At 63.9% G+C, this 25,694-nt stretch carries 24 protein-coding genes and 4 pseudogenes; 19 read left to right on the top strand and 9 right to left on the bottom strand.

Translation table 11 applies throughout. The features are described from left to right. Positions 1–1,047 (bottom strand): putative 2-aminoethylphosphonate ABC transporter substrate-binding protein, encoded by a 1,047-nt coding sequence (locus WKW80_RS23095; RefSeq protein ID WP_340365902.1) that lies wholly within the window; start codon positions 1,045–1,047, stop codon positions 1–3. A gap of 152 nt (positions 1,048–1,199) precedes the next feature. Here WKW80_RS23095 and WKW80_RS23090 point away from each other — a divergent pair, with 152 nt between their 5' ends. The 5 genes from WKW80_RS23090 to WKW80_RS23070 are packed head-to-tail and all read left to right on the top strand — an operon-like array spanning position 1,200 to position 6,593. After that, on the top strand, positions 1,200–1,925 hold the full coding sequence (locus WKW80_RS23090) for a phosphonate utilization associated transcriptional regulator (RefSeq protein WP_340365901.1): 726 nt from the start codon (positions 1,200–1,202) through the stop codon (positions 1,923–1,925). Between the two features lies 1 nt (position 1,926). Beyond that, a complete protein-coding gene (gene phnA / locus WKW80_RS23085; RefSeq protein WP_340365900.1) occupies positions 1,927–3,153 on the top strand; it encodes a phosphonoacetate hydrolase in 1,227 nt (408 codons plus the stop codon). A gap of 20 nt (positions 3,154–3,173) precedes the next feature. Next, the gene (phnY, locus tag WKW80_RS23080) at positions 3,174–4,622 is read left to right on the top strand and encodes a phosphonoacetaldehyde dehydrogenase (RefSeq protein ID WP_340365899.1); all 1,449 of its coding nucleotides are present in this window, start codon (positions 3,174–3,176) and stop codon (positions 4,620–4,622) included. Between the two features lie 3 nt (positions 4,623–4,625). After that, the gene (locus tag WKW80_RS23075; protein WP_340365898.1) at positions 4,626–5,195 is read left to right on the top strand and encodes a phosphonate degradation HD-domain oxygenase; all 570 of its coding nucleotides are present in this window, start codon (positions 4,626–4,628) and stop codon (positions 5,193–5,195) included. A gap of 9 nt (positions 5,196–5,204) precedes the next feature. Beyond that, positions 5,205–6,593, top strand: a complete 1,389-nt coding sequence (locus tag WKW80_RS23070) for an FAD-dependent oxidoreductase (protein ID WP_340365897.1) — start codon at positions 5,205–5,207, stop codon at positions 6,591–6,593. A gap of 14 nt (positions 6,594–6,607) precedes the next feature. On the opposite strand, the gene WKW80_RS23065 is transcribed toward WKW80_RS23070, so the two are convergent. Further along, positions 6,608–7,075 carry a winged helix-turn-helix transcriptional regulator gene (locus WKW80_RS23065; protein ID WP_340338633.1) on the bottom strand — a complete coding sequence of 156 codons (468 nt, stop codon included), beginning with the start codon at positions 7,073–7,075 and terminating at the stop codon, positions 6,608–6,610. A 130-nt stretch (positions 7,076–7,205) separates the two neighbouring features. On the opposite strand from WKW80_RS23065, the gene WKW80_RS23060 reads away from it, so the two are divergent. Together WKW80_RS23060 and alr are read left to right on the top strand one after the other, a co-directional pair. Further along, positions 7,206–8,504, top strand: coding sequence for a D-amino acid dehydrogenase (locus WKW80_RS23060; protein WP_340365896.1), 1,299 nt, complete (start codon positions 7,206–7,208; stop codon positions 8,502–8,504). Continuing rightward, complete coding sequence (gene alr / locus WKW80_RS23055; protein ID WP_340365895.1) at positions 8,501–9,580, top strand: alanine racemase; 1,080 nt, start codon at positions 8,501–8,503, stop codon at positions 9,578–9,580. Before WKW80_RS23060 ends, alr begins: the two co-directional genes overlap by 4 nt. A gap of 189 nt (positions 9,581–9,769) precedes the next feature. On the opposite strand, the gene WKW80_RS23050 is transcribed toward alr, so the two are convergent. After that, positions 9,770–10,666: a LysR family transcriptional regulator gene (locus tag WKW80_RS23050; protein ID WP_340365894.1), complete on the bottom strand. Its 897-nt coding sequence runs from the start codon at positions 10,664–10,666 to the stop codon at positions 9,770–9,772. A gap of 172 nt (positions 10,667–10,838) precedes the next feature. Here WKW80_RS23050 and WKW80_RS23045 point away from each other — a divergent pair, with 172 nt between their 5' ends. Genes WKW80_RS23045 through WKW80_RS23035 form a run of 3 tightly spaced genes read left to right on the top strand, consistent with a single transcriptional unit; the run spans position 10,839 to position 14,628 of the window. Next, positions 10,839–12,410: an AMP-binding protein gene (locus WKW80_RS23045; RefSeq protein WP_340365893.1), complete on the top strand. Its 1,572-nt coding sequence runs from the start codon at positions 10,839–10,841 to the stop codon at positions 12,408–12,410. A gap of 10 nt (positions 12,411–12,420) precedes the next feature. After that, the gene (locus WKW80_RS23040; protein ID WP_340365892.1) at positions 12,421–13,635 is read left to right on the top strand and encodes an acyl-CoA dehydrogenase family protein; all 1,215 of its coding nucleotides are present in this window, start codon (positions 12,421–12,423) and stop codon (positions 13,633–13,635) included. A gap of 21 nt (positions 13,636–13,656) precedes the next feature. Beyond that, positions 13,657–14,628: a tripartite tricarboxylate transporter substrate binding protein gene (locus WKW80_RS23035; protein ID WP_340365891.1), complete on the top strand. Its 972-nt coding sequence runs from the start codon at positions 13,657–13,659 to the stop codon at positions 14,626–14,628. A gap of 453 nt (positions 14,629–15,081) precedes the next feature. On the opposite strand, the gene WKW80_RS23030 is transcribed toward WKW80_RS23035, so the two are convergent. Further along, on the bottom strand, positions 15,082–15,519 hold the full coding sequence (locus tag WKW80_RS23030; RefSeq protein WP_340365890.1) for a hypothetical protein: 438 nt from the start codon (positions 15,517–15,519) through the stop codon (positions 15,082–15,084). Between the two features lie 177 nt (positions 15,520–15,696). Here WKW80_RS23030 and WKW80_RS23025 point away from each other — a divergent pair, with 177 nt between their 5' ends. The 5 genes from WKW80_RS23025 to WKW80_RS23005 all read left to right on the top strand — a co-directional run bounded on the left by WKW80_RS23025 (position 15,697) and on the right by WKW80_RS23005 (position 19,690). Then, the gene (locus WKW80_RS23025) at positions 15,697–16,047 is read left to right on the top strand and encodes a hypothetical protein (protein WP_340365889.1); all 351 of its coding nucleotides are present in this window, start codon (positions 15,697–15,699) and stop codon (positions 16,045–16,047) included. Positions 16,048–16,092: 45 nt separating this feature from the next. Next, positions 16,093–16,479, top strand: a complete 387-nt coding sequence (locus tag WKW80_RS23020; protein ID WP_340365888.1) for a cupin domain-containing protein — start codon at positions 16,093–16,095, stop codon at positions 16,477–16,479. A 229-nt stretch (positions 16,480–16,708) separates the two neighbouring features. After that, the gene (locus tag WKW80_RS23015) at positions 16,709–16,978 is read left to right on the top strand and encodes a hypothetical protein (protein ID WP_340365887.1); all 270 of its coding nucleotides are present in this window, start codon (positions 16,709–16,711) and stop codon (positions 16,976–16,978) included. A gap of 389 nt (positions 16,979–17,367) precedes the next feature. Continuing rightward, the gene (locus tag WKW80_RS23010) at positions 17,368–18,135 is read left to right on the top strand and encodes a glucose 1-dehydrogenase (protein WP_340365886.1); all 768 of its coding nucleotides are present in this window, start codon (positions 17,368–17,370) and stop codon (positions 18,133–18,135) included. A 7-nt stretch (positions 18,136–18,142) separates the two neighbouring features. Further along, entirely contained in the window at positions 18,143–19,690 is a 1,548-nt protein-coding gene (locus tag WKW80_RS23005; protein ID WP_340365885.1) for a GMC family oxidoreductase, read from the top strand. Here WKW80_RS23005 and WKW80_RS37370 read toward each other — a convergent pair. After that, positions 19,638–19,796: pseudogene (locus WKW80_RS37370) on the bottom strand (IS6 family transposase); the annotation flags it as partial. The gene WKW80_RS23005 and the pseudogene WKW80_RS37370 sit on opposite strands and share 53 nt — an antisense overlap. A gap of 266 nt (positions 19,797–20,062) precedes the next feature. On the opposite strand from WKW80_RS37370, the pseudogene WKW80_RS23000 reads away from it, so the two are divergent. Next, positions 20,063–20,359 (top strand): annotated as a pseudogene (locus tag WKW80_RS23000) (transposase); the annotation flags it as partial. Here WKW80_RS23000 and WKW80_RS22995 read toward each other — a convergent pair. Next, complete coding sequence (locus WKW80_RS22995; RefSeq protein WP_340365964.1) at positions 20,263–20,490, bottom strand: hypothetical protein; 228 nt, start codon at positions 20,488–20,490, stop codon at positions 20,263–20,265. The pseudogene WKW80_RS23000 and the gene WKW80_RS22995 overlap by 97 nt on opposite strands. Positions 20,491–21,773: 1,283 nt before the next feature. On the opposite strand from WKW80_RS22995, the gene WKW80_RS22990 reads away from it, so the two are divergent. Further along, positions 21,774–22,892 (top strand): AI-2E family transporter, encoded by a 1,119-nt coding sequence (locus WKW80_RS22990; protein ID WP_340365884.1) that lies wholly within the window; start codon positions 21,774–21,776, stop codon positions 22,890–22,892. A 192-nt stretch (positions 22,893–23,084) separates the two neighbouring features. After that, a pseudogene (locus WKW80_RS22985) lies at positions 23,085–23,247 on the top strand (type II toxin-antitoxin system RelB/DinJ family antitoxin); the annotation flags it as partial. Between the two features lie 62 nt (positions 23,248–23,309). Here the strand turns inward: WKW80_RS22985 and WKW80_RS22980 are convergent. The 3 genes and pseudogenes from WKW80_RS22980 to WKW80_RS22970 form a co-directional block, all read right to left on the bottom strand. Continuing rightward, positions 23,310–23,528: pseudogene (locus WKW80_RS22980) on the bottom strand (Type 1 glutamine amidotransferase-like domain-containing protein); the annotation flags it as partial. Positions 23,529–24,199: 671 nt separating this feature from the next. Further along, positions 24,200–24,382 carry a hypothetical protein gene (locus WKW80_RS22975; protein ID WP_340365883.1) on the bottom strand — a complete coding sequence of 61 codons (183 nt, stop codon included), beginning with the start codon at positions 24,380–24,382 and terminating at the stop codon, positions 24,200–24,202. Between the two features lie 10 nt (positions 24,383–24,392). Beyond that, the gene (locus WKW80_RS22970; RefSeq protein ID WP_340365882.1) at positions 24,393–25,103 is read right to left on the bottom strand and encodes a hypothetical protein; all 711 of its coding nucleotides are present in this window, start codon (positions 25,101–25,103) and stop codon (positions 24,393–24,395) included. A gap of 151 nt (positions 25,104–25,254) precedes the next feature. On the opposite strand from WKW80_RS22970, the gene WKW80_RS22965 reads away from it, so the two are divergent. Next, complete coding sequence (locus tag WKW80_RS22965; protein ID WP_340365881.1) at positions 25,255–25,659, top strand: hypothetical protein; 405 nt, start codon at positions 25,255–25,257, stop codon at positions 25,657–25,659. Positions 25,660–25,694 lie beyond the last annotated feature (35 nt).

Below are 25,694 nucleotides of genomic sequence, written 5' to 3'. Positions count from 1 at the left end.
TCAGTTGGGCTTGGCTTCCGACTTGCCGTCGTAGCGCTTGCTCCACTCGGTCAGGATGCGTTCGCGGTTCTTGGCCGACCAGTTGAGGTCGTTCTTGGACAGCAGCTGCTCGTAGTTCGCCGGGATGCCCTCCAGCGGCTTGGCGACGCCGGGGTAGGCCACCACGGCCCACCAGTTGGCGGTGATCTGGTTGGCTTCCTTGCTGGACATCCAGTCGGCCAGGCGCTTGGCCTGCTCCATCTTCCTGGTGGTCTTCATGATGCTGGTGGCTTCGATGTCCCAGCCCAATCCTTCCTTGGGGAACACCAGCTCAACCGGCGCGCCCGACTTCTTGACCTGATGCGCGCGGAACTCGAAAGAGATGCCGATGGGGAACTCGCCGGCACCCGCCTGCTTGCAGGGCTTGGAGCCGGAGTGCACGTACTGCGCAATGTTTTCATGCAGCGCGTCCATGTACTTCCAGCCATCGTTCTCGCCCCACAGCTGGAGCCAGGCGGCCACGTCGAGGTAGCCGGTGCCGCTGGAGGCCGGATGCGGCATCACGATTGCGCCCTTGTAGATCGGGTTGGCGAGGTCTTTCCATGTTTCCGGCTTGGGCAGCCCGCGCTTCCTGGCCTCGACGGTGTTGAAGCAGATGGTGGCTGCCCACACGTCCATTCCCACCCAGGATGGGGGACGGGCGCTGTCCGAATACGCGGGCGTCAGTTCCTTGAAGCCCTTGGGCTCATAAGCCGCGAGCATGCCTTCCTGTTCCAGCAGGGCCAGGCTGCTGGCTGCAAGACCAGCGACCACGTCGGCTTGCGGGTTGGCCTTCTCGGCCAGCAGTTTGGCCGTGACGATGCCGGTCGAGTCGCGCACCCAGCGAATGTCGATGTCCGGATTGGCCTTTTCGAAACCGTCCTTGTAGAGCTTCATCGCGTCGGTCTCGAGCGCGGTGTAGACGAGCAAGGTGGTCTTCTGTTGCGCCGAAGCGCCGGTCACGGCGAAGGCCAGGGCCGTCGCGCACAGTGCCGTAGAGAGTCGGCGGATGCCTTTGATTGAGTTCATCGGTTCGTCCTGTGTGGGTAGGAATTGGGTTGCTGACTCGGGTCCAAGCGCGTCGTGACGGCCGCTTCGGTACACTCAATGTAAAACGTTAACTGGCAACTGTCAATATTAAATTGTTGACAGTTGGCGATTTGGTGCGCAGAATCGAGCTCATGAACTCAAGCAAACCCGCCGCCGCCTTGGCCTTCTTCCAGTCCAATTCGCTGCCCATGCTGGTGCAGGAAGAGATCGAGCGACTCATCATGACTGGCGAGCTGGCCGTGGGTACGCGGGTGAACGAGAGCGAACTCGCACAGCGCTTCAACACCAGCCGCGGTCCCATCCGCGAGGCCCTGAGGGCGCTCGAGGAAGCCGGGCTCGTGCGCAACGAAAAGAATCGCGGCGTGTTCGTGCGGGAGATCTCCTTCGAGGAAGCCGACGAGATCTACGAGCTGCGCGAAGCGCTCGAGGAAATCATCGGGCGCCGAGTGGCGCGCGCCATTGCGCCGGACGGAATCGAGCGCCTCAAGGGCATGCTCAAGGCCATGGGGTCCGCCGCAAAGGCCAAGGACGTCGAGCAATACGCCCAATTGAATCTGCAGTTCCACGAGGTGCTGCTGGAAACGGCTGGCAGCCAGAAGCTCATCGAGACGTACAAGCGCCTTATCAAGGAACTGCTGCTTTTTCGCATGCGGGCCCTCGACAACGGCGGCGGCTTGAGCGTGTCGGTCGACGAGCACCGCGACATCGTCGACGCCATCGCGTCCGGTGACGCCGAGCGCGCTGGGCGCGTCATGCGGCAACACGTTGCCGACAGCCGCAGCCGAATGCACACGGCCATGGGCCGGCCGGACGCCGGCTCGCCACTGTCCAACTCTTCCAATCAACAAGGAGCATGAAATGAACCCCCAGTCGATCGAAGTCAATGCACGGAGCTACCGCTGGATGAAGCGGCCGGTGGTCGTGGTCTGCGTGGACGGGTGCGAGCCGGCCTACCTCGATGCCGCGGTGGAAGCAGGCGTCGCGCCGTACCTTGAAAAGATGATGCGAACCGGCGCCAACCTGCTGGCCGATTGCGTGGTGCCGTCTTTCACCAATCCCAACAACCTGTCGATCGTCACCGGCGCGCCGCCTGCCGTGCATGGCATCTGCGGCAACTACTTCTTCGACCGCGAACTCGGCAAGGAAGTGATGATGAACGACCCCAAGTACCTGCGCGCCGGCACCGTGCTGGCGGCCTTCGCGGACGGAGGCGCCAAGGTAGCGGTGGTCACCGCCAAGGACAAGCTGCGCAAGCTGCTGGGCAACCACATGAAGGGCATCTGCTTCTCGTCGGAGAAGGCCGACGAGGCGACCCAGGATGAGAACGGCATCGACAACGTGCTGGATCTCGTGCGGCTGCCGGTGCCCTCGGTCTACAGCGCGGAACTCTCCGAGTTCGTCTTCGCTGCCGGGGTCAAGCTGATGGAGACGCGCCGCCCCGACCTGATGTACCTCTCGACGACGGACTACGTTCAGCACAAGGCCGCGCCTGGCAGTCCGGCCGCGAATGCGTTCTACGCGATGATGGACCGCTACCTGGCCGAACTCGACGCGCTAGGCGCCACCATCGTGCTGACCGCCGACCATGGCATGAACGACAAGCACGACACCGACGGCCAGCCCAACGTCATCTACCTGCAAGATGTCCTGGACGCCTGGTACGGCGCCGAGGCCGCACGCGTCATTCTTCCGATCACCGACCCGTACGTTGTCCACCACGGCGCGCTGGGCTCGTTCGCCACCGTCTACGCACCCGACGAGGCAACGGCCGCACAGTGGATCGAGCGCATCAAGGAGCTGCCCGGCATGGAGTCGGTCCTGTCTCGCGCCGAGGCCGCCAAGCGCTTCGAGCTGCCGCCGGACCGAATCGGCGACATCGTGGTCGTGAGTGAACGCAACACGGTGATCGGGACCTCCGCCAGCCGCCACGATCTCTCGGCGCTCGAAGTGCCGCTGCGCTCGCACGGCGGCGTGTCGGAGCAGCGTGTGCCGCTGATCTGCAACCGTCCCGTCGACGGCGTCGAAGCCAGCCGGCGCCTGCGCAACTTCGATGCGCTGGACCTCGCCCTGAACCACGCCCAGTAAAGCCGAGAGGAGACAAATCCATGAGCCAGCCCATGATGAAGCCAGCCGACATCCACATCGAAGCATTGCGCATCGCCGGTGAGCGCGTCTACCGCGACGAGGTCATCGAGGTCACCTACCCGTACACCGGCGAAGTGATCGCCACCGTGCCCAAGGCAACGCTCGAAGACGTGCGCCGCGCCTACCGCATCGCACGCGACTACAAGCCGACCCTCACCCGCTACGAACGCTACAAGATCCTGATGCGCGCCGGCGAGATCATCGCCTCGCGGCTGGACGAGATCTCGCGCACCATCACGATGGAATCGGGCCTGTGCCGCAAGGATTCGCTGTACGAAGTGGGACGTGCCTCCGACGTGCTCTTGTTCGCGGCGAATCAGGCGCTGGTGGATGACGGGCAGGTGTTCTCCTGCGACCTCACGCACCACGGCAAGAGCCGCAAGGTCTACACGATGCGCGAGCCGCTGCTGGGCGTCATCACCGCCATCACGCCGTTCAACCATCCGCTGAACCAGGTGATCCACAAGGTGGCGCCTTCGATCGCGACCAACAACCGGATGGTGCTCAAGCCCAGCGAGAAGACGCCGCTCACTGCCTTCATCCTCGCGGACATCCTGTATGAAGCCGGGCTGCCGCCGCAGATGCTGTCGGTCATCACCGGAGATCCGCGCGTGATCGCCGACGAGATGCTCACGCATCCCGACGTGGACCTCGTCACCTTCACCGGCGGCGTGGCCATCGGCAAGTACATCGCGGGCAAGGCGACCTACAAGCGGCAGATCCTGGAGCTCGGCGGCAACGACCCCATCATCGTGATGGAAGATGCCGACATCGAGGAAGCGGCAACGCTGGCGGCCAGCGGTTCCTACAAGAACTCCGGCCAGCGCTGCACGGCGATCAAGCGGATGCTGGTGCATGAAGCCGTGGCCGACCGCTTCGTCGAACTGCTGGTGCAAAAGACGCGCGCGCTGAAATACGGCGACCCGATGGACAAGAGCGTGGACATGGGCACCGTGATCGATGAGGCCGCCGCCATCCAGTTCGAGAGGGTGGTCAACGAGGCCATCGCCGGCGGCGCGAAGCTGATGTGCGGCAATGTCCGTCGCGGCGCACTGTATTCGCCGACCGTGCTGGACCGAGTCGATCCGGAGATGACGGTCGCCAAGCAGGAGACCTTCGGGCCCGTGTCGCCGGTCATCCGCTTCAAGGACATCGACGATGCCATCCGCATCTCCAACGGCACGGCCTACGGGCTGTCCTCGGCGGTGTGCACCAACCGCCTCGACTACATCACGAAGTTCATTCGCGAACTCAACGTTGGCAGCGTGAACGTCCGCGAGGTGCCGGGCTACCGGCTGGAGCTCACGCCGTTCGGCGGCATCAAGGACTCGGGCCTCGGCTACAAGGAAGGCGTGCTGGAGGCAATGAAGAGCTTCACGAACAGCAAGACCTACTCGCTGCCCTGGTAGGCCATGAGCCTCACGATCGAAGACATCGTCCATGTGTTCGAGGCCAAGGGCCATGAGCAATACGACGGCGAGCCCGTGACCCAGCTCGGGCATGCCTTGCAGTCCGCGCATCTGGCCGAGCAGGCCGGTGCGGGCAGTGCGCTCATCACGGCCGCCTTGCTGCATGACCTTGGCCACCTGCTGCACGACTTCGGCAACACGCCGACGCGGCAGGGCCTCGACGACTTGCACCAGTACCGGTGCCTGCCTTTCTTGCGGGCGCTTTTTGGGCCGCGGACGCTGGAGCCGATACGCCTGCACGTCGATGCCAAGCGCTTTCTTTGTGCGCGTGAGCCCGGCTATTTCGAGAGCTTGTCGGCCGACTCCAGACGTAGCCTCGTGCTGCAAGGCGGCATCTTTGACGAAGCGCAGGCAAAAGCCTTCGGCGATTTGCCCTTTGCGCAGGACGCCGTGCGCGTGCGGCGCTGGGATGATGCAGCCAAGTCCGCGGACGCCGTCGTTCCCCCGCTTTCGCACTTCGTGCGCCACATGAAGATCAGCGCCACCGTTCGCGGCAGCGCGCAAACGAGGTAGAGGGCAGACATGCGTCCATTCTGGATCGAGCAGGCACTCTTCAATGACGGCGAACTGGCGCCCGCCCTGCAGGGCGCGCAGCGCGCGGACGTCTGCATCGTGGGCGGTGGCTTCACCGGCCTGTGGACCGCCATCCAGGCCAAGCAACAGGATCCTGCGCTGGACATCGCGATCATTGAAAGCGACCTGTGCGGGGCAGGGGCGAGCGGGCGCAACGGCGGTTGCCTGCTGACGTGGTCGGCCAAGTTTCTTACCCTGCGCCGGCTCTTCGGCGAGGCGGAGGCCATTCGGCTGGTCAAGGCGTCGGAGACGGCGGTCGGGCATATCGCGGATTTCTGTCGCGCCAATGACATCGACGCCGAACTGCGCATGGACGGAACGCTCTACACCGCCACCTCGCAGGCACAGGTCGGCGTGCTCGACCCGGTGATGCGAGCCCTGGAAGAGTGCGGCATCCACAGCTACTTTGCGCTTCCGCCCGACGAAGTGGCGCGCCGCTCCGGTTCGGCGCGCAACCTCGCGGGTGTCTATTCGCCCACGGCCGCCACGGTGCATCCCGGCAAGCTGGTGCGCGGGCTTCGCCGCGTGGCACTGGCCATGGGCATTCGCATCTACGAACGCAGCCCGATGCTGGATTTCAGCACCGGTCATCCGGCAGTGGTCCGCACGCCTTGCGCAAGCATCGAGGCGAAGAAAGTCGTGCTGGCAATCAATGCCTGGATGGCCAGCACCTTTGCGCAGTTCGAGCGAAGCATCGCCATCGTGTCGAGCGACATGGTGATCACCGAGAAGTGCCCGGAACTGCTGCGCGAGATCGGGCTGGTCGACGGTGTGTCGGTGCTCGATTCGCGCACCTTCGTCTACTACTACCGCAGCACGGTTGACGGCCGGATCATGCTGGGCAAGGGCGGCAACACCTTCGCGCGGGGAGGGCGGATGGCGCCCGTGTTCGACCAGCGTTCACCCTATGAGGACGAACTTACGCAGGCGCTCCATTCATTCTTTCCGGCCTTGCGCGGCACGCCCATGACCGCCAGCTGGAACGGGCCTTCGGACCGCTCGGTGACCGGCTTTCCCTTCTTCGGAAAGCTCGATGGCGCGCCTCACATCAGCTACGGCTTCGGCTACTCGGGCAATGGCGTGGGGCCGAGCTACATGGGCGGCCAGATCCTGTCATCGATGCTGCTTGACCAGGACAACGCGTGGACGCGCAGCCCGCTGACACAGGGGCCGCTGGGGCGCTTTCCGCCCGAGCCGGTGCGCTATGCCGGATCGATCGTGGTGCGCAACGCGATCCGTCGGAAGGAACAGGCAGAAGACGAGAATCGGCGCCCCTGGTTCGTCGACACAATGCTGAGCAGGTTCGCCAATGCAGCGGGCAAGGCCGACAAGGCCTGAGCGCAGCCGAACGCCTACCGGTCGGTGCGCACGGCCAGGCTTTCCTTGACCTCTTCCATCACCACATAGCTGTGCGACTGCGCCGTCACGGGTAGCTTCTTCAGCACATCGCCCAGCAGGCTGCGGTACTCGTCCATGCCGCCGAGCCGCGCCTTGACGAGGTAGTCGAAGCTGCCCGACACCAGGTGGCATTCCTGCACGTCCGGCACGTGCAGCAACTCCTCGCGCACCTTGTCGAAGACCTCGGCGGATTTCGACGACAGGGTGATCTCCACGAACACCAGCAGCGACTTCCCCAGCGCCTGCGGTGACACCCGGGCGTGGTAGCCGGTGATCACGCCGGCGCGCTCCATGCGCTTCACGCGCTCCGAGCAGGGCGAGGTGGACAGCCCGATCTGCTGCGCCAGGTCAGTCATCGAAATGCGCCCGTCGCGCTGGAGGATGTCGAGGATCTTGCGGTCCATGCGGTCGAGTTCAGTCATTTCACTTCCAGCGGGTCAAAACAAGGTGCTGTGACAGCAATATTCACTCCAATCGTCAGAAAGTTCAATGAAATCCACGGATGCGGGCCGCATAAATTATCCGAATTCCTCACCACATTCGGAATCAGCAATGAAAGTCATTGTTCTTGGCGGCGGCGTCATCGGTGTCAGCACCGCGTACTACCTGGCCCGCTCGGGCGCGAGCGTCACGGTCCTCGACCGGCAAGCCGGCCCGGCCCTGGAAACCAGCTTCGCGAACGCCGGCCAGGTGTCGCCCGGCTACTCGACGCCTTGGGCCGCGCCCGGCATCCCGCTCAAGGCGATGAAGTGGATGTTCCAGAAGCACGCGCCGCTCGCCGTGCGGCTCGACGGCAGCCTGTTCCAGTTGCAGTGGATGGCGCAGATGCTGCGCAACTGTTCGCCCGAGCGCTATGCCGTCAACAAGGAGCGGATGATGCGCGTGGCCGAATACAGCCGCGCCTGTCTCCAGCAGCTGCGCGCCGACACCGGCATCCAGTACGAGCAGCGCACCGGCGGCACGTTGCAACTGTTCCGCACGCAGGCCCAGCTCGACGCGGTGCAGCGCGACGTCGCCGTACTCAAGGAATGCAACGTCCCGTTCGAACTGCTCACCCGCGACCAGCTCGCGCAGGTGGAACCCAGCCTGGCGCAGGCGCGCGACCGGCTCACCGGCGGCCTGCGCCTGCCGAACGACGAAACCGGTGACTGCCATCGCTTCACCAACGCCCTCCACGAACTGGCCCACGGCCTGGGCGTGGACTTCCGCTTCAACCAGTCGGTGGACGGCCTGGTCACCGAAGGCGGCCGCGTCACCGGCGTGCGCGTCGACGGCCAGGTGCTGGCCGCCGACCGCTTCGTGCTGGCCTTCGGCAGCTATTCGCGCGATTTCCTGCAGCCGCTGGGTCTCGACCTGCCGGTCTATCCGGTGAAAGGCTATTCGCTGACCGTGCCGCTGGTCGATCCGGCCTTCGCGCCGCAATCGACCGTGCTCGACGAGACCTACAAGATTGCCGTCACCCGTTTCGACGACCGCATCCGCGTAGGCGGCATGGCCGAACTCGGTGGCTTCGATCTGAGGCTCGACCCGCGCCGCCGCGCCACGCTGGAACTCGTGGTCAACGACCTGTTCCCGGGCGGCGACGTGAAGCGTGCCTCCTTCTGGACAGGCCTGCGTCCCATGACGCCCGACGGCACGCCGATCATCGGCGCCACGAAATTCGGCAACCTGTTCCTGAACACCGGTCACGGCACGCTGGGCTGGACCATGGCCTGCGGGTCAGGCAAGCTGGTCGCGGACATCGTGACCGGCCAGCGCCCGGAGATCAGTACGGACGGGCTGGCGATCGACCGCTATAGCCAACAGCCGGTTCGCCCGCGCGCTCAGCGTCCGGTACCGGCAACATCGTGAGCCGTCCGTCCATCGCGCACATCGATCTGGATGCGCTGCGCCACAACTATCGGCTTGCGCGAAACATCCACGGTGGACGCGCGCTCGCGGTGATGAAGGCCAACGCCTATGGCCATGGGGCTGGGCCATGCGCGCTGGCTCTCGAAGGCATCGCCGACGGGTTCGCAGTGGCGTTTCTTGAAGAAGCGGTGGCGCTTCGGGAAGCCGGCATCCGGTCTCCGATCCTCGTGCTCGAAGGCGTCTTCGCGGGGCAGGATATTGCAACGCTCGAATTGCTTGACCTTTGGACTGTCGTCCATCATGAGGAGCAGCTTCGCATGATCGAGTTGCATGAGGGCGTTCCGCGCATCGGCGTTTGGCTCAAGGCAGACTCCGGCATGGGTCGCGCCGGCTTTGCGCTGCAAGAAATGCCCGCTGCGCACGCGCGCCTGCTCGCGAGCGGCAAGGTCACCGAGGTCACGCTCATGACTCACTTCGCCCGCGCGGACGAGCCTGACCATTCTGCAACGTTGCACCAGATCACCGCATTCGACGCAGCGACATCAACGCTGCAGGGCGATCGCAGCTTGTGCAACTCTGCGGGCGTCCTGGGTTGGCCGCGGGCTTGCCGCGACTGGGCGCGGCCGGGCATCATGCTGTATGGCGCGGATCCCATGCCGGCGGCAAACAGTAGCCTCAGGCCCGTGATGACTCTCGAAAGCCAGGTCTTCGCAACGCGGTGGCTGCAGACAGGAGAGCCGTTGGGCTATGGCGCAACCTTTGTGGCGACGAGGCCTACACGCGTAGGTTTGGTCGCCATCGGATACGCCGACGGTTACCCGCGCGTGGCGCCGAATGGCACGCCGGTTGCCGTCGATGGCCATGCGACGCGACTGGTCGGTCGCGTGTCGATGGACATGCTGACAGTGGACCTGAGCGATCTCCCGGCTACGGGGATTGGCAGCCGTGTCGAGCTTTGGGGCGCGCAGGTCGGCGTCAACGACGTTGCGCGACGCGTAGGAACCGTTTCCTATGAACTCTTGTGCAACGTAAAACGCGTGCCGCTGGCCTATCGCGATGGAGCCGCTTCAGAGTGATCGGATGGGTGTCGCCGGGCCTTTTCGATCCCGATGAGGATCGCAGCACCACGGTACCTTGATCGTGCATTGCCTGCGCGAGCAGTGCGCGCATGCAGACGGTGGCGGTGACGCGCCATGAACGCCGCCCGTGTCCCTGATGCCCGATCGTGTGGCAAAGCATCGGGACCGCTCGAAGACTGACGACTTCTATTCGGCGCCCTCTCGCAGAATTTCAAGAAAGCGCGTCGCCAGCGGCGAGAGGACGTGCATCTTGCGCGTCACTGCGCCGATGGCCCGCGTGAAGCGCGCTTCCGCGAAGGGCAGAGGCGCGAAGCCCTCACCACCCGGACCTGCCAGGCTGGCTTCGCTCATGAGCGCCACCAGGTCGCTACGCGCCAGCAGCCGGCTCAACGGCGCGGCCGTGTTGCTCACCTCGACCGCGACACGCGGAGGTGGGAGGCCGGCCTCCGCCAACCTTGCTTCGACCCCGCGGCGGGCAGCGACGTCGGGACCGGGCAGCATCCAGTGCGCATCCACCAGATCCTGCAAGCGCACGCGTCGGCGCGACAGCAGGGGATGGCCTTCGCGCACGACCATGCAGAGGTCGTCCTTCATCAGCGGCAGCGCCTGCAAGTCGTCGGGCAACGCCCGCGGGATCGCATTGATGCTCAGGTCCAGGTCGCCCAGGCGCAACGCGGCGAGCAGCGTGTCGTTCAGGTTGATCATCAAGCGCAGCCGCGCGGCGGGGCGCTGCTGGTGCAACTGCAGGAAGGCCGGCACGAACAGGCGATCCGCATAGAGCGGAGACACCCCCACCCGCAACGTACCCATCGCGCCCAGGTGCAGGTCCGCGGCTTCCTTGATGGCGTCGCCCAGGCTGGCGCGCAGGGTCTGCGTGCGCTGGCGGAACTGTTCGGCCACGCGCGTGAGCGTCATGCCGCGTGCGCCTCGCTCGAACAGCGGAAAGCCCAACTCCTTCTCCAGCCGCTTCAGGCCCTTTGTCAGGGCGGGTTGCGACAAGCCCAGCGCCGCGGCGGCGCGGCGCACCTGTCCGTGCTGTGCCACCGCCAGGAAATAGTCAATGTCGTCCAGCCGCAGGGCCATTGCACAACTCCGAGAAGATTCCCGCCGCACGCGGGCGTACGCACTGCGATAACCATCCGTTATCGCACGATGCGACTGGATTATCCGCAAGAGGGGCACCGCTTCCTAGACTTGCGCATCACTTCAGGAGACCACAGATGAACCACTGCCCTTGCTGGCCGGAGCGCCAATCATGAACCTCGGCATGTACCTCGCGCGCGGCGCCCGCCAATGGGCCGAGCGTCCCGCCGTACTCTTTCGCGACGGCGCCCTGACCTACCGTGACCTCGAACTGCGATCCAACCGACTCGCCCACTCCCTCAAGGCGCTGGGCCTGCAACGCGGCGACCGCGTGGCCGTGGTGTCACCCAATCGGCCGGAGATCGTCGAACTGGAGTGCGCGCTCTACAAGGCCGGCCTCGTGAAAGTGGCACTCAACTCGCGGCTGGCGCCGCAGGAGCTGGCGGACGCGCTCGCCAACGCCGAGCCGGTTGCCTGCCTGGCCGGACCCGAGCACCGTGGCATGGTCGAAGAGGCTTGCGCAAGCCTGCCATGCCTGACGCACCGAATTGCCTTTGAGACCGGTCTCGCGAACGAGGCATGCGGCTGGCTTTCGTACGAAGAGCTTCTGGCACGCGCTCCCGATACGCACCTGCACGAGGAGATGCGGCCGGAGGAACTGGCCGTGCTGCACTACACCTCCGGTTCGACCGGCAAGCTCAAGGCGGCGATGCAGACGGTCGGCAACCGCTTCGCGTCGCTGCGAAAGAACGTCATGGGCCGGATGCATGCCGCCCCCGGCGACGTGCTCATGCTGTCGGGCCCCATCACGCACGCCAGCGGCATGTTCATCCAGCCCATGCTGTTCCAGGGCGCGACCATCCTGCTGATGGAGGGCTTCCGCCCCGCCGAGTACCTGGAGGCCATCGAGAAGCACCGCGTCACCATGGCCTTCCTGGTCCCGGCCATGATCTACGCGCTGCTGGCCGAGCCGAGCCTTCGCACGCGCGACCTGTCCAGCCTGCGCCTCCTGAGCTATGGCGCCGCACCGATGTCGCCGGCGCGCATCCGCGAAGCATGGGCTGCATTCGGCCCCGTGCTGGCGCAAGGCTACGGCGCGGGCGAGACCACCGGCGGCGTCGTGGGCCTTGGCATCGCCGACCATGCGGCGGCCATCGAGGGCGGCAAGGATACGCTGCTGTCCGCGTGCGGGCGCCCTGTCTGCGAGTCGGATGTCCAGGTGCTGGACGACGCAGGCCGGCCCGTCAGCGGCGACGTCATCGGCGAGATCTGCGTGCGCGGCCCCGACGTATTCGCTGGCTACTGGCGCGCGCCCGAGCAGACCGCGCAGGCACTGGATGCCAACGGATGGCTGCACACCGGCGACCTGGCGCGCGTGGACGCGCAGGGCTACATCTACATCGTCGACCGCAAGAAGGAAATGCTCGTCTCGGGCGGCTTCAATGTCTACCCGAGCGAGATCGAGTCGGTGCTGGGCCAGCACCCCGCGATCTACGAGGTCTGCGTGGTCGGCGTGCCCGACGATCACTGGGGCGAGACGGTCAAGGCGGTTGTCGTCCTGCGAGACGGTGCCCGGGCGGATGACGGCGAGATCATGGAATTCTGCCGTGGCCGGCTGGCGGACTTCAAGCGGCCACGCTCGGTCGACTTCGTGCCGCAGTTGCCCAAGAACGGCAACGGCAAGCTTTCGCGCAAGGACGTGCGCGAGCAATACTGGCGCGGCCGCGAGCGGCGCGTGAACTGAGGAGCTCGACATGGACATGGATACCACCCACCTGGCCCTGCGCATGCCCTTGCCTCCGTTCGAGGGTTCCGACGCGGCGCGAGACTTCATCGCTCGACTCGAAACCTTTGTTCGCGATGAGTTGCAGCCACTCGCCGCCGAGCACCACATCACTTCCGAGAATGGCGCGCCGCGCGCATTGCTGGAGCAGGTCTGGAAGCGCTCACGTGAACTCGGCTTCTACGGCATGACGCTGCCCAGGACGCTGGGCGGCGCCGGCTTCGACATCGTCGATCACGCGCTGATCAAGGAGTTCATCTACGCCAGTGGCTCCCCCTTCGCGCCACACGTCCTCGGCGAGTTGACAGGGCCGCCGCGCGTGGGCGCGCTGGCCAGGCAGGCGACACCGGATCAGATGGAGCGCTTCATCCTTCCAGTCGCGCGCGCCGAAAAGGCGATCTGCTTCGCGATCACCGAGCCCGAGGCAGGGTCGGACGCCGGCGCACTGCAAACGCGCGCCGTACGCGACGGCGACAGCTTCGTGCTGAACGGGACCAAGCGCTTCATTTCGGGCTCCCCGTTCTGCGACTTCGCGGTGATCATCTGCTCGACCAGCGACGACCCCGCGGTGCGCGAGACCACGGCCTTCTTCGTCGAGCGCGATCGCGAAGGCTTTCGCGTCGAAGCAGGCTACAAGACCATGGCGGGCCAGTCCCATACCGGCAACATCGTCCTGACCGACTGCCGCATTCCAGCCACCAACCAGATCGGCGAGCGTGGGCGCGGGCTCGCGTTGGCCCTCGGACGCATCACCGTCAACCGACTTCTGCACTGCCCTGCGATGCTCGGCCTGGCCCGGCTGGCACTGGAAGATTCGCTGGCGCACGCGGCGAAGCGGCGGCAGTTCGGCCAGCCCATCGGCGCCTTCCAGGCGGTGCAGCACCTGCTGGCCGACATGGCCACCGAACTTGCCGCAGCGCGCGCGCTGATGCTCAGCGTGGCGCGCAGCCTGGACGCCGGCGGCGAGGCCCGCGCCGATGCGTCGATGGCCAAGCTGTTCTGTTCGGAGACCGCCTTCCGCATCGCCGATCGTGCCGTGCAGGTGCACGGCGGCGAAGGCATCGTGCAGGGCAGCCGCGTCGAATTCCTCTTCCGGCTGCTGCGCATGTACCGCGTGCTGACCGGCACCAGCGAAATCCAGCGCAACACCATTGCCCGCGAATTGCTGGGCCAAGCGGTACGCTGAACCATAGATCAGGAGACAAGCATGCAGACACTCACCCGACGCAGCCTGTTGCTGGCCGCCGCCGGCCTCGCATTGCACGGTGCGGCGCTGGCGCAGGAGTACCCCGCTCGGCCGATCAAATGGCTCGTGCCCTACCTCGCCGGCACCGCCCCTGACATCACGGTGCGTATCACTGCCGAGGCGATGTCACAGATCCTCAAGCAGCCGGTGGTGGTCGAGAACAAGGGCGGCGCGGCCGGCAACCTGGGAGCGCAGCTCGCGGCCCGCGCGCCGGCCGACGGCTACACCTGGGTCTACTCCGCGACGCCCATGGCCACCAACATGCGCATGTACCGCAAGCCCGGCTACGACGTGATGAAGGACTTCATCCATGTGGGCGGGATCACACGCTCGGACGTCGTGCTGGTCGTGGCTGCGGATAGCGGCATCCGCGACGCCAAGGACCTCTTCGAGCGCATGCGGCAGCAGCCGGGCAAGTTGTCCTATGCATCCGGCGGCGTGGGTACCCCGGCGCACATGGGCGCCGAACTCATCCTCAAGACCACCGGGACACAGGCGCTTCACGTTCCCTACAAGGGCGCTTCGGAATCGGCGAATGCCGTGCTGGGCAAGCAGGTGGACTTCGCGCTCACCATCAGTTCGGTATCCCTGCCCCACATCAATGGCGGGAAGCTGAAGGCGCTGGCGGTGACGGCGCCGACACGCAATCCGCGGCTGCCCGAAGTTCCCACACTCGCGGAGGCGGGCATACCCAATGTCGCGCTGGTGTCCTATGGAGGGCTTTCGTTGCCCGCCGGGACACCCGCACCCATCGTGCAACGCGTCTCCGACGCGCTGCAGAAGGCGCTGGTCGACCCCGGGGTCCGTGCGAAGCTCGAAGCCAACGGCGCCGTGGTCGTGGCCAGCAAGTCCGTGGAATACGCGCAGAGCCTCGAATCGGAGATCGTGCTGACGGAGAAGATGATGAAGGCCATCAACGTCACGGCGCAATGAGTCCTTCCGCCTAACAGCATGCCCTGGACGCTTTGAGCGCACACGGATGAGGTCGGCGCGAGCCTGCCTCGCTGGGCAAGCGCCGTACTGCGCCGACCCCCGGCCCGAGCATCACGCCGCAATAGTTGTGTCAGCTGCTGAAAGCCTGACGACGGCCCACCGCCACGCCGCTGTTCAAGCCCTTCACCAGTTATCCGCTGCGAGGGCGAGACGTGCAGGCTGTCGAAGCGCCTTCGCCGTGAAGGTCTTCATGACCGCTGTCGAGGCACTCGATGCCGAAGGTTCCGAGTTCGAAGATTTCGCAATCGAACGAAACGAACGCGCTGCCACGCTCCGATTTCGTGAGCGCGGCCTTCGGCAATGACGAATTCGGAGGCGAGCGGGTGCGGGAGCTAGGATTGCCCTGGATTTCGGGTGTCGGCCAGGAGCCGACCTTTGACGTAGGCACAATGTTTATTCAAATCCTGCCTTTCTCAGCCGTCGGTAGAACGCACGGCAATCCTCAATCCGAAAGATTCCGTTCGGCTCGTCTTGCGTGCGCCAGTTGGTAGAGCGCACCCGCATGAGATCGGGGCGTCCGTCGACGCGGTAGAACGTGACGGCGACCAGATAGGGACCAGGATACGTCAGCCTGAAGAATTCATGCTCAATCGTCCGCGCCTCGTGGATTTCGAGAATTGACTTAGGTCGCCAGTGGGCGACCAAGGAACTGGCCTTCAAATGGGCGTCGTTCATGCCGGAGCAGCGGGGTTTGCGAAAGCGAATATTGCCACGCGGTGTTTTTTGGGCGAGCTTGGAATCGCCAGCCATCATCGAGCCGGCTTCGGTGCCACACGTCGCGTAGCCAGAAGACGTCACCGTCACGGCAAGGAAGAAAACTTCTGCCCTCATGTGCACCGGCGTGCGGCAGGATGCGGCCATTAGGCACAGGACCCACTTATGAACAGTTGGCAGGAACGATGATCGGCTAAGGCGCACCGCACCTCGTGATCGAACCTCGTCCACGGGCGAGTCTGTACATAAGTTCGCAGTTGGGGCAGCACGGCGGCTCCACTTCAGGAGCCTGCCATGCACAAGATTCCCTCTTTGCACCCAACCGTCCGCGGCTGGCTGTTCGACGGCCCGTTGGCCGAGCATGTTCCGGCATACGTCGCGCGGTTGAAGGGCGGTCGCTACGCGCCCAACACCTCGGCCTGCTGCCTCGGCGCCATCCCCCACTTCGCTCATTGGATGGCGCTGTGCCTGTTGTCAGCGAACCGCCTCGACGAGAGCCGCATCGAGCGGTTCCTGCACGAGCACCTCCCGCACTGCGGTTGCCCTCCACCAGCCATGCGGCATGCGCGCGCGGCGCACGCTGTTCTGATGCCGTTGCTGGCCCTGGAGCACCAATCCTTTTGGTGGCACCCGGCCCGTAAGTGATGTCTACTCAACGCTCGGTAGCAACGGCGGCCAAGGAGAAACCTCATGAACTCGCAGTACTTCCACCGACTTGAGGACGCCCTCGGTGACCTCACTACAGACCCGGCAACTGCCGCGGACCCGATCAAGCGCAAGTTCTTGTTTGACGGGCAGGACCTTTCGTGCAACGTCAACATCCTCCAAGACAATGCCGATGTCATTCACATCCAGCCTGATCACGACGAGGTGGTACTGGTTTTGCAAGGCGAGTGTGGTTTCCGAGTCGGTGAGGAAACCAGGCGCGTGAAGGCCGGCGACTTGATGTTCATCCCTCGCGATACGGTGCATGGGCCGATCGTGGACAGCGGGCGTGTTGCTCTGCTTTCCGTTTTTGCGCCGTTCTTTGATCGCGCGAAGACAAACATTCGGTGGTCGCGGGATGCGTTCTCATAGCACCGGATCTGGTTCCTGCTTCTGGCTAAGCGATCTCGAAAGTCTCCGTCCCGGATGGCTTGCTCTTGAAGACGGCCATCAGCCGCAGAGGGTCCGAACTTGCCGGTCGCGCGTGAGGTTTCAGCAGCGGTGTCTGTATTGCCCCTCCCCCTGCCGTGAAGGAGAGCGGGCCAAAGCAGGGGCACACTTTCTGAGGCAACTGGCGGGAGACATTCGCCTGGAGGCTGCCATGCAAATGATTATCGAGGCCCGCTTGATCGACGATCTCGGCGAAACCGCGCCTGTTCGCCTGGCAGTGAGCGAACGTGAATCCACCGCGAGCCCAATTGGGTTGTCGCTGGCCGAAGCAAAGAAGCTGCTGGCCAGCGCGCAGGTACTTCGTTGCAGAGCAGTCGCTTTCCATTGCCGGTGCCTATTCGTATTGCTCACGGTGCGGCGTCAGATTGGGCGTCAAGGAATGGCATCAACGCCAGATCCGCACAGTCTTCGGGTTGGTTGATGTTCGAAGTCCACGCTTGCGCTGCTGCGCCTGCGCAGGAAGGCAACCGAAGCGGCGCCACGGCACCTTGTTCTCGCGAGCTTCGACCAAGCGCTTGTCTTCTTCAGTCGGTACGGATTGATTTGCCACTTTGTTCCCCGCTCGTTGAGGTTCAGGCTCACGTCCTGCGACGCGCTTCGGCTTTCCAGGAAAACCTGAGGTCCGCTGCGACCAGAAATGAGGCGCGGTACGAAGATGGCGCATCAATCGGTGCCCGTTCCTTCACGTCGGGGAGCAGGCGCCCGGCGAGGTTACAAATCAGAGCGAATGGACAGCCTCGACGCTTAGTTCTGCGTGACAATTCCGCGAAGTTCTCACGCATGAGCATAGTCAACCGAGGAGGAATTGCAATGTCCCTCAAAGGAAAGACCGCAATCGTCACGGGTGGCAACAGCGGGATCGGCAAGGCGATCGCGCTGGGTCTGGCGGAGGCCGGCGCCAACATCGTCATCGACTATGTCGTGCATCCCGAGGCGACTGCTGCGCTCGAGCAAGAGATATTGGCCCTGGGTGATCAGTCGATTGGCGTCGAAGCCGATGTCAGCCGGATTGATGACCTGCAGAGACTCGTCGACGCTGCGGTAGCGAAATTCGGGCGCATCGACATCATGGTGAACAATGCCGGCGTGGAGACCCGCACTTCCGTGCTCGATACCACCGAGGCGCAATACGAGAAGGTGTTGTCCATCAATCTCAAGAGCGCGTTTTTCGGCACCCAGGTCGCTGCGAAGCAGATGATCAAGCAGGGCGGAGGAGGGCGGATCATCAATATCACTTCCGTGCACGAGGATTGGCCCATGCCCGGTAACACGGCCTATTGCCTTTCCAAGGGTGGAATGCGAATGCTGACGCGGACGTCCGGCGTCGAACTGGCGCCGCACGGCATACGCGTTGTCGGCGTGGGCCCGGGCGCAGTGGCGACCCCGATCAATCTCTCCACCATGCAGGACGCAACGTTGATGGCGAAGCTTGATGGTGCCATTCCGCTGGGCCGGATGGCCAAGCCGGATGAGATCGCCAACGTCGTCGTCTTTCTCGCCGGGGACGGCGCCAGCTATGTGACCGCGACCACTGTCTTCGCAGACGGCGGGATAATGCAGAGCAGCCCCGGGCTGTAGCGTCATCATGGCCCAGCGCTACGACGTCATCATCGTCGGCAGCGGTGCCGGCGGGGGTACGTTGGCACACCGACTGGCGCCCTCGGGGAAAAAGGTGCTGATCCTGGAGCGAGGCGACTGGCTGCCGCGCGAGGCAAGCAATTGGAGCGTCGCGGACGTGTTCGGGGACAATCGCTATGTCTCGCCGGACACCTGGTACTTGCCGGACGGCAAGTCCTTCCAGCCACAGGTGCACTATTTCGTCGGCGGTGCAACCAAGATGTTTGGCGCCGCGCTCTACCGGTTGCGCAAGGAAGATTTTGGCGCGATGCAGCATCACGACGGCATATCGCCGGCGTGGCCGATCACCTACGAAGAGCTGGAGCCTTACTACACGGAAGCCGAGCGGCTGTACCAGGTGCACGGCGAGCGCGGCAGCGATCCCACGGAGCCTCCGGCTAGCGCGCCCTATCCGGCATCCCCCATTTCAAGCGAACCGCGCATCGAGAAGTTGGCCGAAGATTTGAAGGGAGCGGGTTACCGACCGTTCCCCGCCCCCTGTGCGGTGATGATGAACGAGGCCGACATGGCCTATAGCCGTTGTATTCGCTGTCAGACCTGCGACGGATTTCCTTGTCTGTTGCACGCCAAGGCTGATGCCGAGGTGATCGCCGTACGCCCCGCGCTGGAACATCCGAACGTCACGCTGCTGCGCAACGCCCGGGCCCTGAAGCTCGAGACCAGCGGTGCCAGCGTCACTGGCGTGCTCGCCGAGGTGGCCGGTGTGACGCAGCGCTTCACGGCCGAGATCGTCGTGGTCTCCTGTGGCGCCGCCAATTCCGCCGCTCTGTTGTTGCGTTCGGCTAGCGATGCGCACCCCGAGGGCTTGGCCAACGGCTCTGGTCAGGTGGGGCGCAACTACATGTTCCATAACAGCCAGGCGGTGCTGGCGCTGTCGCTGACGCCTAACGACACGATGTTCCAGAAGACGCTCGCGCTGAACGACTTCTATTTCGGAATGGACGGGTTTCAGTACCCGATGGGCAACATCCAGATGATCGGCAAGACGTTGGGCGGTATGTACCGCGCCGAGAAGACGCTGCTGACGGCCCTCGTGCCCAACCGCGCGCTCGACGAGATCGCTCGACATGCCGTCGATTTCTGGCTGACAACCGAAGACCTCCCCGATCCGAACAACCGCGTGACCATCGATCGCGCGGGTCGCCTGATCTTGGCATACACACCGAACAATCAGGTTCCGAAGCAAAAGCTCTACGAAAAGCTGCGCTCCATGCTGTCTCACCTCGGATTCCAGTCCCATCATCTCTTGGCGCGCAATGCGTATATGCGCAGCGACATCGAGTTGGCTGGCTGTGCGCATCAGGCAGGTACGTGCCGCTTCGGCGAAGATCCCGCCAACTCGGTACTCGACCGCGACTGCAAGGCGCACGAGTTGGACAATCTCTATGTCGTCGATACCAGCTTTTTTGTCAGTATCGGTGCGGTGAATCCATCACTCACCGTCATCGCCAATGCACTGCGTGTCGGCGATCATCTGCTGCGACGACTCGGCTGAGCCGGTGGCGCAAACTGCCACGGATGAACTGGCCCTTGCGGATGCGATGCAGCAACTCCACGCCCCGATGATCTTGCTCGACCATGTTGTTGAGATACTTGGATGACTCGCGCTCGAGCCGGCGACTCGATTGAACGCGATTGAGGTAGCCGCGGATGTGCAGCTTGAGCAGAACCGACGGGTGGGACCCCTCTTCGCGCGGTGGTACTTCCGACGGAGCGCTCGCCATTGATCACGCGATGTGAACGGCTCTGGAAAAAGATCCGCAATGCCCTGTGGAGAGGCAAGGGCGAAGCCGCCATTGAAATGATGCGAACGCTGGTGGCCCCGTTGCACGAGGACTGACCTTGCCCCCGGAAAACGTATCCCTTGCTGAGGTGTTTCAATACAAGCAAGGAAGACGTAAATGACGAAGACGACGAGGGCGCGCTAACGCTCGAATTCAAGCAGGAGGCGGAGCGGCTGGTCGAAAAGGGCCAGAGCATCGCGGCGGCGGCCCGCACATTGGGCGTGGTGGAGCAGACATTGTTCAACTGGGTCAAGGCGCAGCGCCAAGGCAAGCTCACCGGTGCTTAAGGCAAGGCCGTAAGCGCCGAGCAGATGGAGATCAGCCGGCTGCGTGCCGACTTGGCATGCGTGAAGATGGAGCGCGATATTTTGGGAAAAGCCACGGGTGCGCCGGGCGAGTCCACTGCAATGAAGGAGTAGCGATCCACATTGGCCCGGAGCCGTGCACCGGCATCCGCGAGGATGTCGGTGAAGCGTCGGCAGGGGAACACACAGGCCAGCAATTGCGCCACGAAAGTTTCTATCCTAGGTGCCGACGCTGTCCGTCAAAGCGGAAGGCAACACGGCCGGGCGCGTCATCGCAAGCGCCTGGACGACCTGGCGGGGTCGGAGACATTGGCATGCATGCACGCTCCCGTCGGCGCCAGTGATGGCCGCATCGGGAAGGTGAGGAGCCGACGCCCATGTTGCACGGGCTGGACAAGTCAGACCTCGCAGTAGTAGCGATGAAGCCTGCGAACACGGCCGGTGCGCCTGCGGCGGAGTGGGTGGTCCAAGGGCGAGGACCAACGGGAACGCCGACCGCACGCGACGGACTCAGAGCCGCGATAGCGTGTCCCAGGGGTTGGAACGCGTACGGCAGGCCGCAAGGCAAGGGAAGTGGCACGCGTTCACGGCGCTGCTGCACCACGTCACAGTCGATGCGCTCCAGACCACCTTCAATTCCGGCAGCCCCGCAATTCTTCGCGATCTCGTCGTCGCTGACGCCGCTCAGGGGTCCAAGAGTTGTGGCACATCGCGGGGGGTGTTGCTCAAGCGCATCGTTTAAGACCAGTGCGGCGCTCAGTTCCGCTGAAACGCCCACTGAGGAAGGGTTCGGCGCTATAAAACATATAGCGGCAGTACTGGCCTGTGCCGGATGGGAACATCATGCTCATTTTCGTGAAAAGTGCCCCACGGGTGATCCGAACGGATATCGTCGTCGCGTGCCTGCGAGCTTGCGTTTGGGCGCGTGTCGAGGGTCGGCCGTTCTGCCTCGTAGGGCCGTAACGTCCGCGACGCGCGACATTTCCGATCGGCACCGTGGCAAAAAGAGAGCCATCGGTGGGTGGTCCACTCTTTATGGCTCTGGCGAGCCGCCGACCGAAGGGGACGACGATCTTGTTCGCCGGTTTTAGCGCGAAGGCGCCTGCACAGTTGAGCTTGGCGCAGCAGCCGAAAGGGCGTCAAGACGATCGCGGTACCGGCGAAGCGCTTGCGGCCGTCGGTCGCAAGCGCCCAGGCGACGACGACGCAGCGCTCGCCGGGTCGGAAAGCTCCGATGGCCCGATGGGTTCAACAGCGTCCCGCTTTGCTGCGACCGGCGATCCCAACTTTGCTGGCGCGCCGATCTGGCCGCCTATACGATGCAGGAGGATTGCTTCTTGTCGTTTGCGCCCTCTGGGAGCCAAATTGCAGCTACCTGAACTAGGCCCCTGGTGGTTGGGCCGAACTTGCTCGCGACGAATGCATGCAATGACTGCCTACAATGTTCGACGGTCGCTGGCGTGAGGCTCCTGGTTCCCTTCAAAGAATCATGGACAGCTTGCGCCCCCCGCCCAAGTCACCGGCGCACCCCCTAGCGCGCCCGCCGGTAGATCTTGCTGCCGAGCCTCTCACGCCCGCCTATGAGTCGCGTTTCCTCGCGCCAGTGAGCCTGCTGTTAGTCTGCGGCACGCTGTTGCTAGTGATGTGGCTGGGCTTGCTGCCCGGCCTGCTATGCGTGTGCATGGGTTTCCTTGGCACTCGCTGGCTGTCACGTGTGATGGACCGGACACTGCGGGGACTGCGGCGCTGGCCGCGCGACGCTGACGGCCGGCCGCGCGGCGCCCCCGGCCTGGCGGCAACACTGGGTTTGTTGGCGCCAGTCGTCGTGCTGATCCTGTTGGTCACGCGATCGAGTTCTCTTTTGCTCGACGCACCTGCGCAATACAGGAATCTGCTTGACTTCATCGCCCGGACTGTCCTCGAGCTGCGCCAGAAGCTTCCACGGGAGATCGGCGCCACTTTGCCCGAGGGCGCTGCCGATGTGCAGCGAGTCTTCGCTGGCTATTTGCGCGCAGAGGCCGGCGCGCTGGCGCATACGGGCGGTACTTGGCTCAATGCGCTACTGTTCGCGTACGTTGGGCTGGTGATTGGCACGCTGGCTGCGGTACATTCGCCCACGCCGCGTGGCCCGCTGGCCGAGCAGTTGCGCCGGCGCGCCCACCTCTTCGGTGAGGCGTTCCACCAGATCGTGGCGGCGCAATTCTGGATTGCCGCAACTAACACCGTGTTTACGGCAATCTTCCTGCTATTCGCGCTGCCGATGTGGCAGCAGCAGCTGCCCTACACGCCGTTGTTGATCGCGCTCACATTTCTTGCCGGTTTGGTCCCGATCGTCGGCAATCTAGTGTGCAACGCGGTGATCACATTGGTGGGTTTGTCTGTGTCGCCGACGACGGCATTCATTTGCCTGGCATTCCTGGTTCTCATTCACAAGGCCGAATACCTCATCAATGCCAAGGTCGTGGGAAGTCGCACCGAGATGCGTGTGTGGGAACTGCTCACGGTAATGTTCATCGCCGAGGCTGCGTATGGGCCACCTGGTCTGGTGGCAGCGCCGCTGTTCTACGCATACCTCAAGAAAGAACTGAAGGCGGCCAAATTGATTTGAGTTGGCGGCTGTGCGTGCACGGCGCGAGCGGCGAAGCGCGAAGACCGACAGCGCGTTGGTACTTCACAAAAGTCGCTGCGATCGTCAACAAGGCCGAGGACGAAAGATCGGCCTCGAAGATAAACGTCCAGGCCCTCGCCGCGCTTGGCGATTCGCTGTGTCGGCACAGGAGATTGTCGTCGTCAGACTTCAATGCTCCACGTCCGAGTGGACGATGACCTCAAGGCGCAACCGCCGAGTTGGCGAACGTGGGCCTGACCGTATCTGACGCCATCCGCATTCTCCTGACACGTGTCACAAGAGAACGGGGCCGCCGGCAGGGCTTGTTTCTGCCCGTGATGCGTGGTTTCGGGCAGGAACTTGAGCAGGTTCAATGAAGCCCGCTGCTCGCAAATCGACGGCGCCCAGGACAGCTAGGCCTGCGCTGGTTCCCCCCAATGGGCACATCTTCGCAAGGAGAACGGATTTGATCGTGCGCTCAACTGCAGTGTCGTTCCACTGGTCGATGTAGGTCCGCTGGTCACCCCCGGCGATGAACAGCACGTCGGCCCCTTCGATGATGCTGATCACTTTCGGATTGTCGGCACCGCTGTGCTTCTTGATCACGACGGTCTCGACGGAATCGACACCCTCCATTGCGAAAAGGTAGTCGTTGCAGCCCTCTTCCCCGGAAGCACGAATGACGCCCACATCGATCTTGTCATTGCCGTGACCCCCGATCTTGCGAATCATGTCGACAAAGGCCTTATCGACGTCAAGCCCGCCACCCATCAACACCGTCATTTGACTGTCGGGCGCGCGGGTTTCTGATCGGCCGCATTGCCCGTCAGGTAATAGTCGAAGTCGCCGGTGCTGAGGGTACCTGCCATTTCGTGTTCGGGACCACCCTGTTTAGGACTCCCATTTGAGTCGGGCAGGTCGTTTCGGCTATTTGTGCGCGTAGCGTCTCGTCTAGCACTGGCACACATCCTTGCATGAGTCGCTTCCGCACCAGGCCTACCATCGTTCTTCGCATCGTCTCCGGCAAAGTGCGGCCATCCAGCAGAGAGTGGATCAAGGCTTCAGCGGTGTAGTGACAAAGGGCGATGGCTGTTCTCGGATTGCAGGTTGAAGCGATACAAGGTAGCAAGGTCGGATGGCTCTGTCTGTCCGGTGTCGGACGTTAGCGCTTGAAATTGTCTTCGTGGGCACCGGCATTTAGTTCGACATCGCGGCGCTCGTGCGCGGCCGCACGACGATGCTGCTGGTGCCGGCCTTCGCACTGCTTTTCCTGCTGGTGCGCGGCGTGCCGGTGTTCCTCTACCGCGTCAACTCGCGAAAGGGCAGGCACTTCCCTTCGCGCTGTCTTCCGCGGTGCCGTCGCTGTCGACCATCGTCGTCATTAGTGAGATCGGCACGCGCACCGGGGCGATGAGCGCGGACGTGACGGCCGCCATGATCGGCGCCGCGCTGCTGTGCGTGCTGCTGTTCCCGACGATCGCGGGGGCCATGCAGTCGCGGTCAACTTGATGTGGCTTTGCCATCTCGACTTGATCCCACTCGGGGGGCGGGCCGGGCGCGGCCCCGTCCTGGGCACCCTGGGAGTTCAGAACTAAAACCGAGACCAACGTAGAGGCCACCCATCGCGGCCTTGTAGACCAGGTCGTTGTCGCGCTTGTAGCCCAGGTAGCCGTAGCCGAACTTGATGGAAGTGGCGGGGGAGTACTGGTAGCTCGCACCCGCGATGGCCGCAGGCTTGTGGTCGAGTTGCCGGCGCCGGCATCCAGGTAACCCAGGAGCGACCACTTTTCGCCGAGCGGCACGATCGCGCACGCCGACTATGCCGCTGGTCGAGCCCGATGAGTCTTCGATCTGTTTGCCGAAGCCGCGCAGACTCGGCGCGATGTCCACGTTGGTCGTGATGTAGACATAGCGGACGCCACCCACGATGTCCACCTGCACCGCGGGCCCGTTGACCACGCGGTAGAAGCCCGCCGCCGTGGCAACGGTCTGCTTGAAGGTGACGTTGTAGCCGCCCGCGAGGCCGCCGAGGTACTGGTCGGAGACGCCGAGCTTGACGTACTGCAGATCGAGCAGGCCCCCCAGTTGCCCGATGAATTGCAAACGCGCGATGGCGCGTTGCGCACACATCTTCTGGCGCGGCACCGGCACGCGTACATCGGGTCGGAGTGCAACGTCGTTGCCCCGAGGGGAAGCGAACGCGCGCAGCATGTTGCCGCCCTTGCACCTTCGGGCAACGTCGTTGCCCTCTGTGCCCTATTTACAGGGGCGGGTCGCGTGCGTACCCTGTGCCTTGCAGTCAGTGAACCCTGTCGGGCGGTCCGCGCCCGTGTAACCCGGCCTGCGATCCTGAAAGGCAATCATGAAACACGTCGTGAGTTGGTCGAAGCATCTCGTCGCGATCGCTTCGCTCGCCATTGCCGCAGGCTGTGCCTACAACGCGAAGGCCAATGAGAACCTGGCCGTTGCCGCAGGCTTCAAGATGATCACGCCGCAGAATCCGGAGCACCAGGCCGTCCTCGCGACGCTTCCGAAGGACAAGGTCTCGCCGGTCAACTACCGCGGGGCGAATTACTACGTACTGCCGGACGCGACCAACAACGTCGCCTATGTCGGTGGCGCCAAGCAATACCAGGCCTACCAGCAACTGCGCACCCAACGGCAATTGAGCAACGACGCGTTCGAGGCCAAGCAGCTGGACTCGCTGAACAACCACGACTGGAGCGGTTGGAGTGGCGGCGTGGGTGCGTTCACGCCCCTTCCATGAGTTCGGGTAGCGCCGCGAAGCTCTTCGCCTGTGCA

This window comes from Variovorax humicola (assembly GCF_037889915.1).
Lineage (GTDB): Bacteria > Pseudomonadota > Gammaproteobacteria > Burkholderiales > Burkholderiaceae_C > Variovorax > Variovorax humicola.
This window is presented reverse-complemented; position numbering and strand designations above follow the sequence as displayed.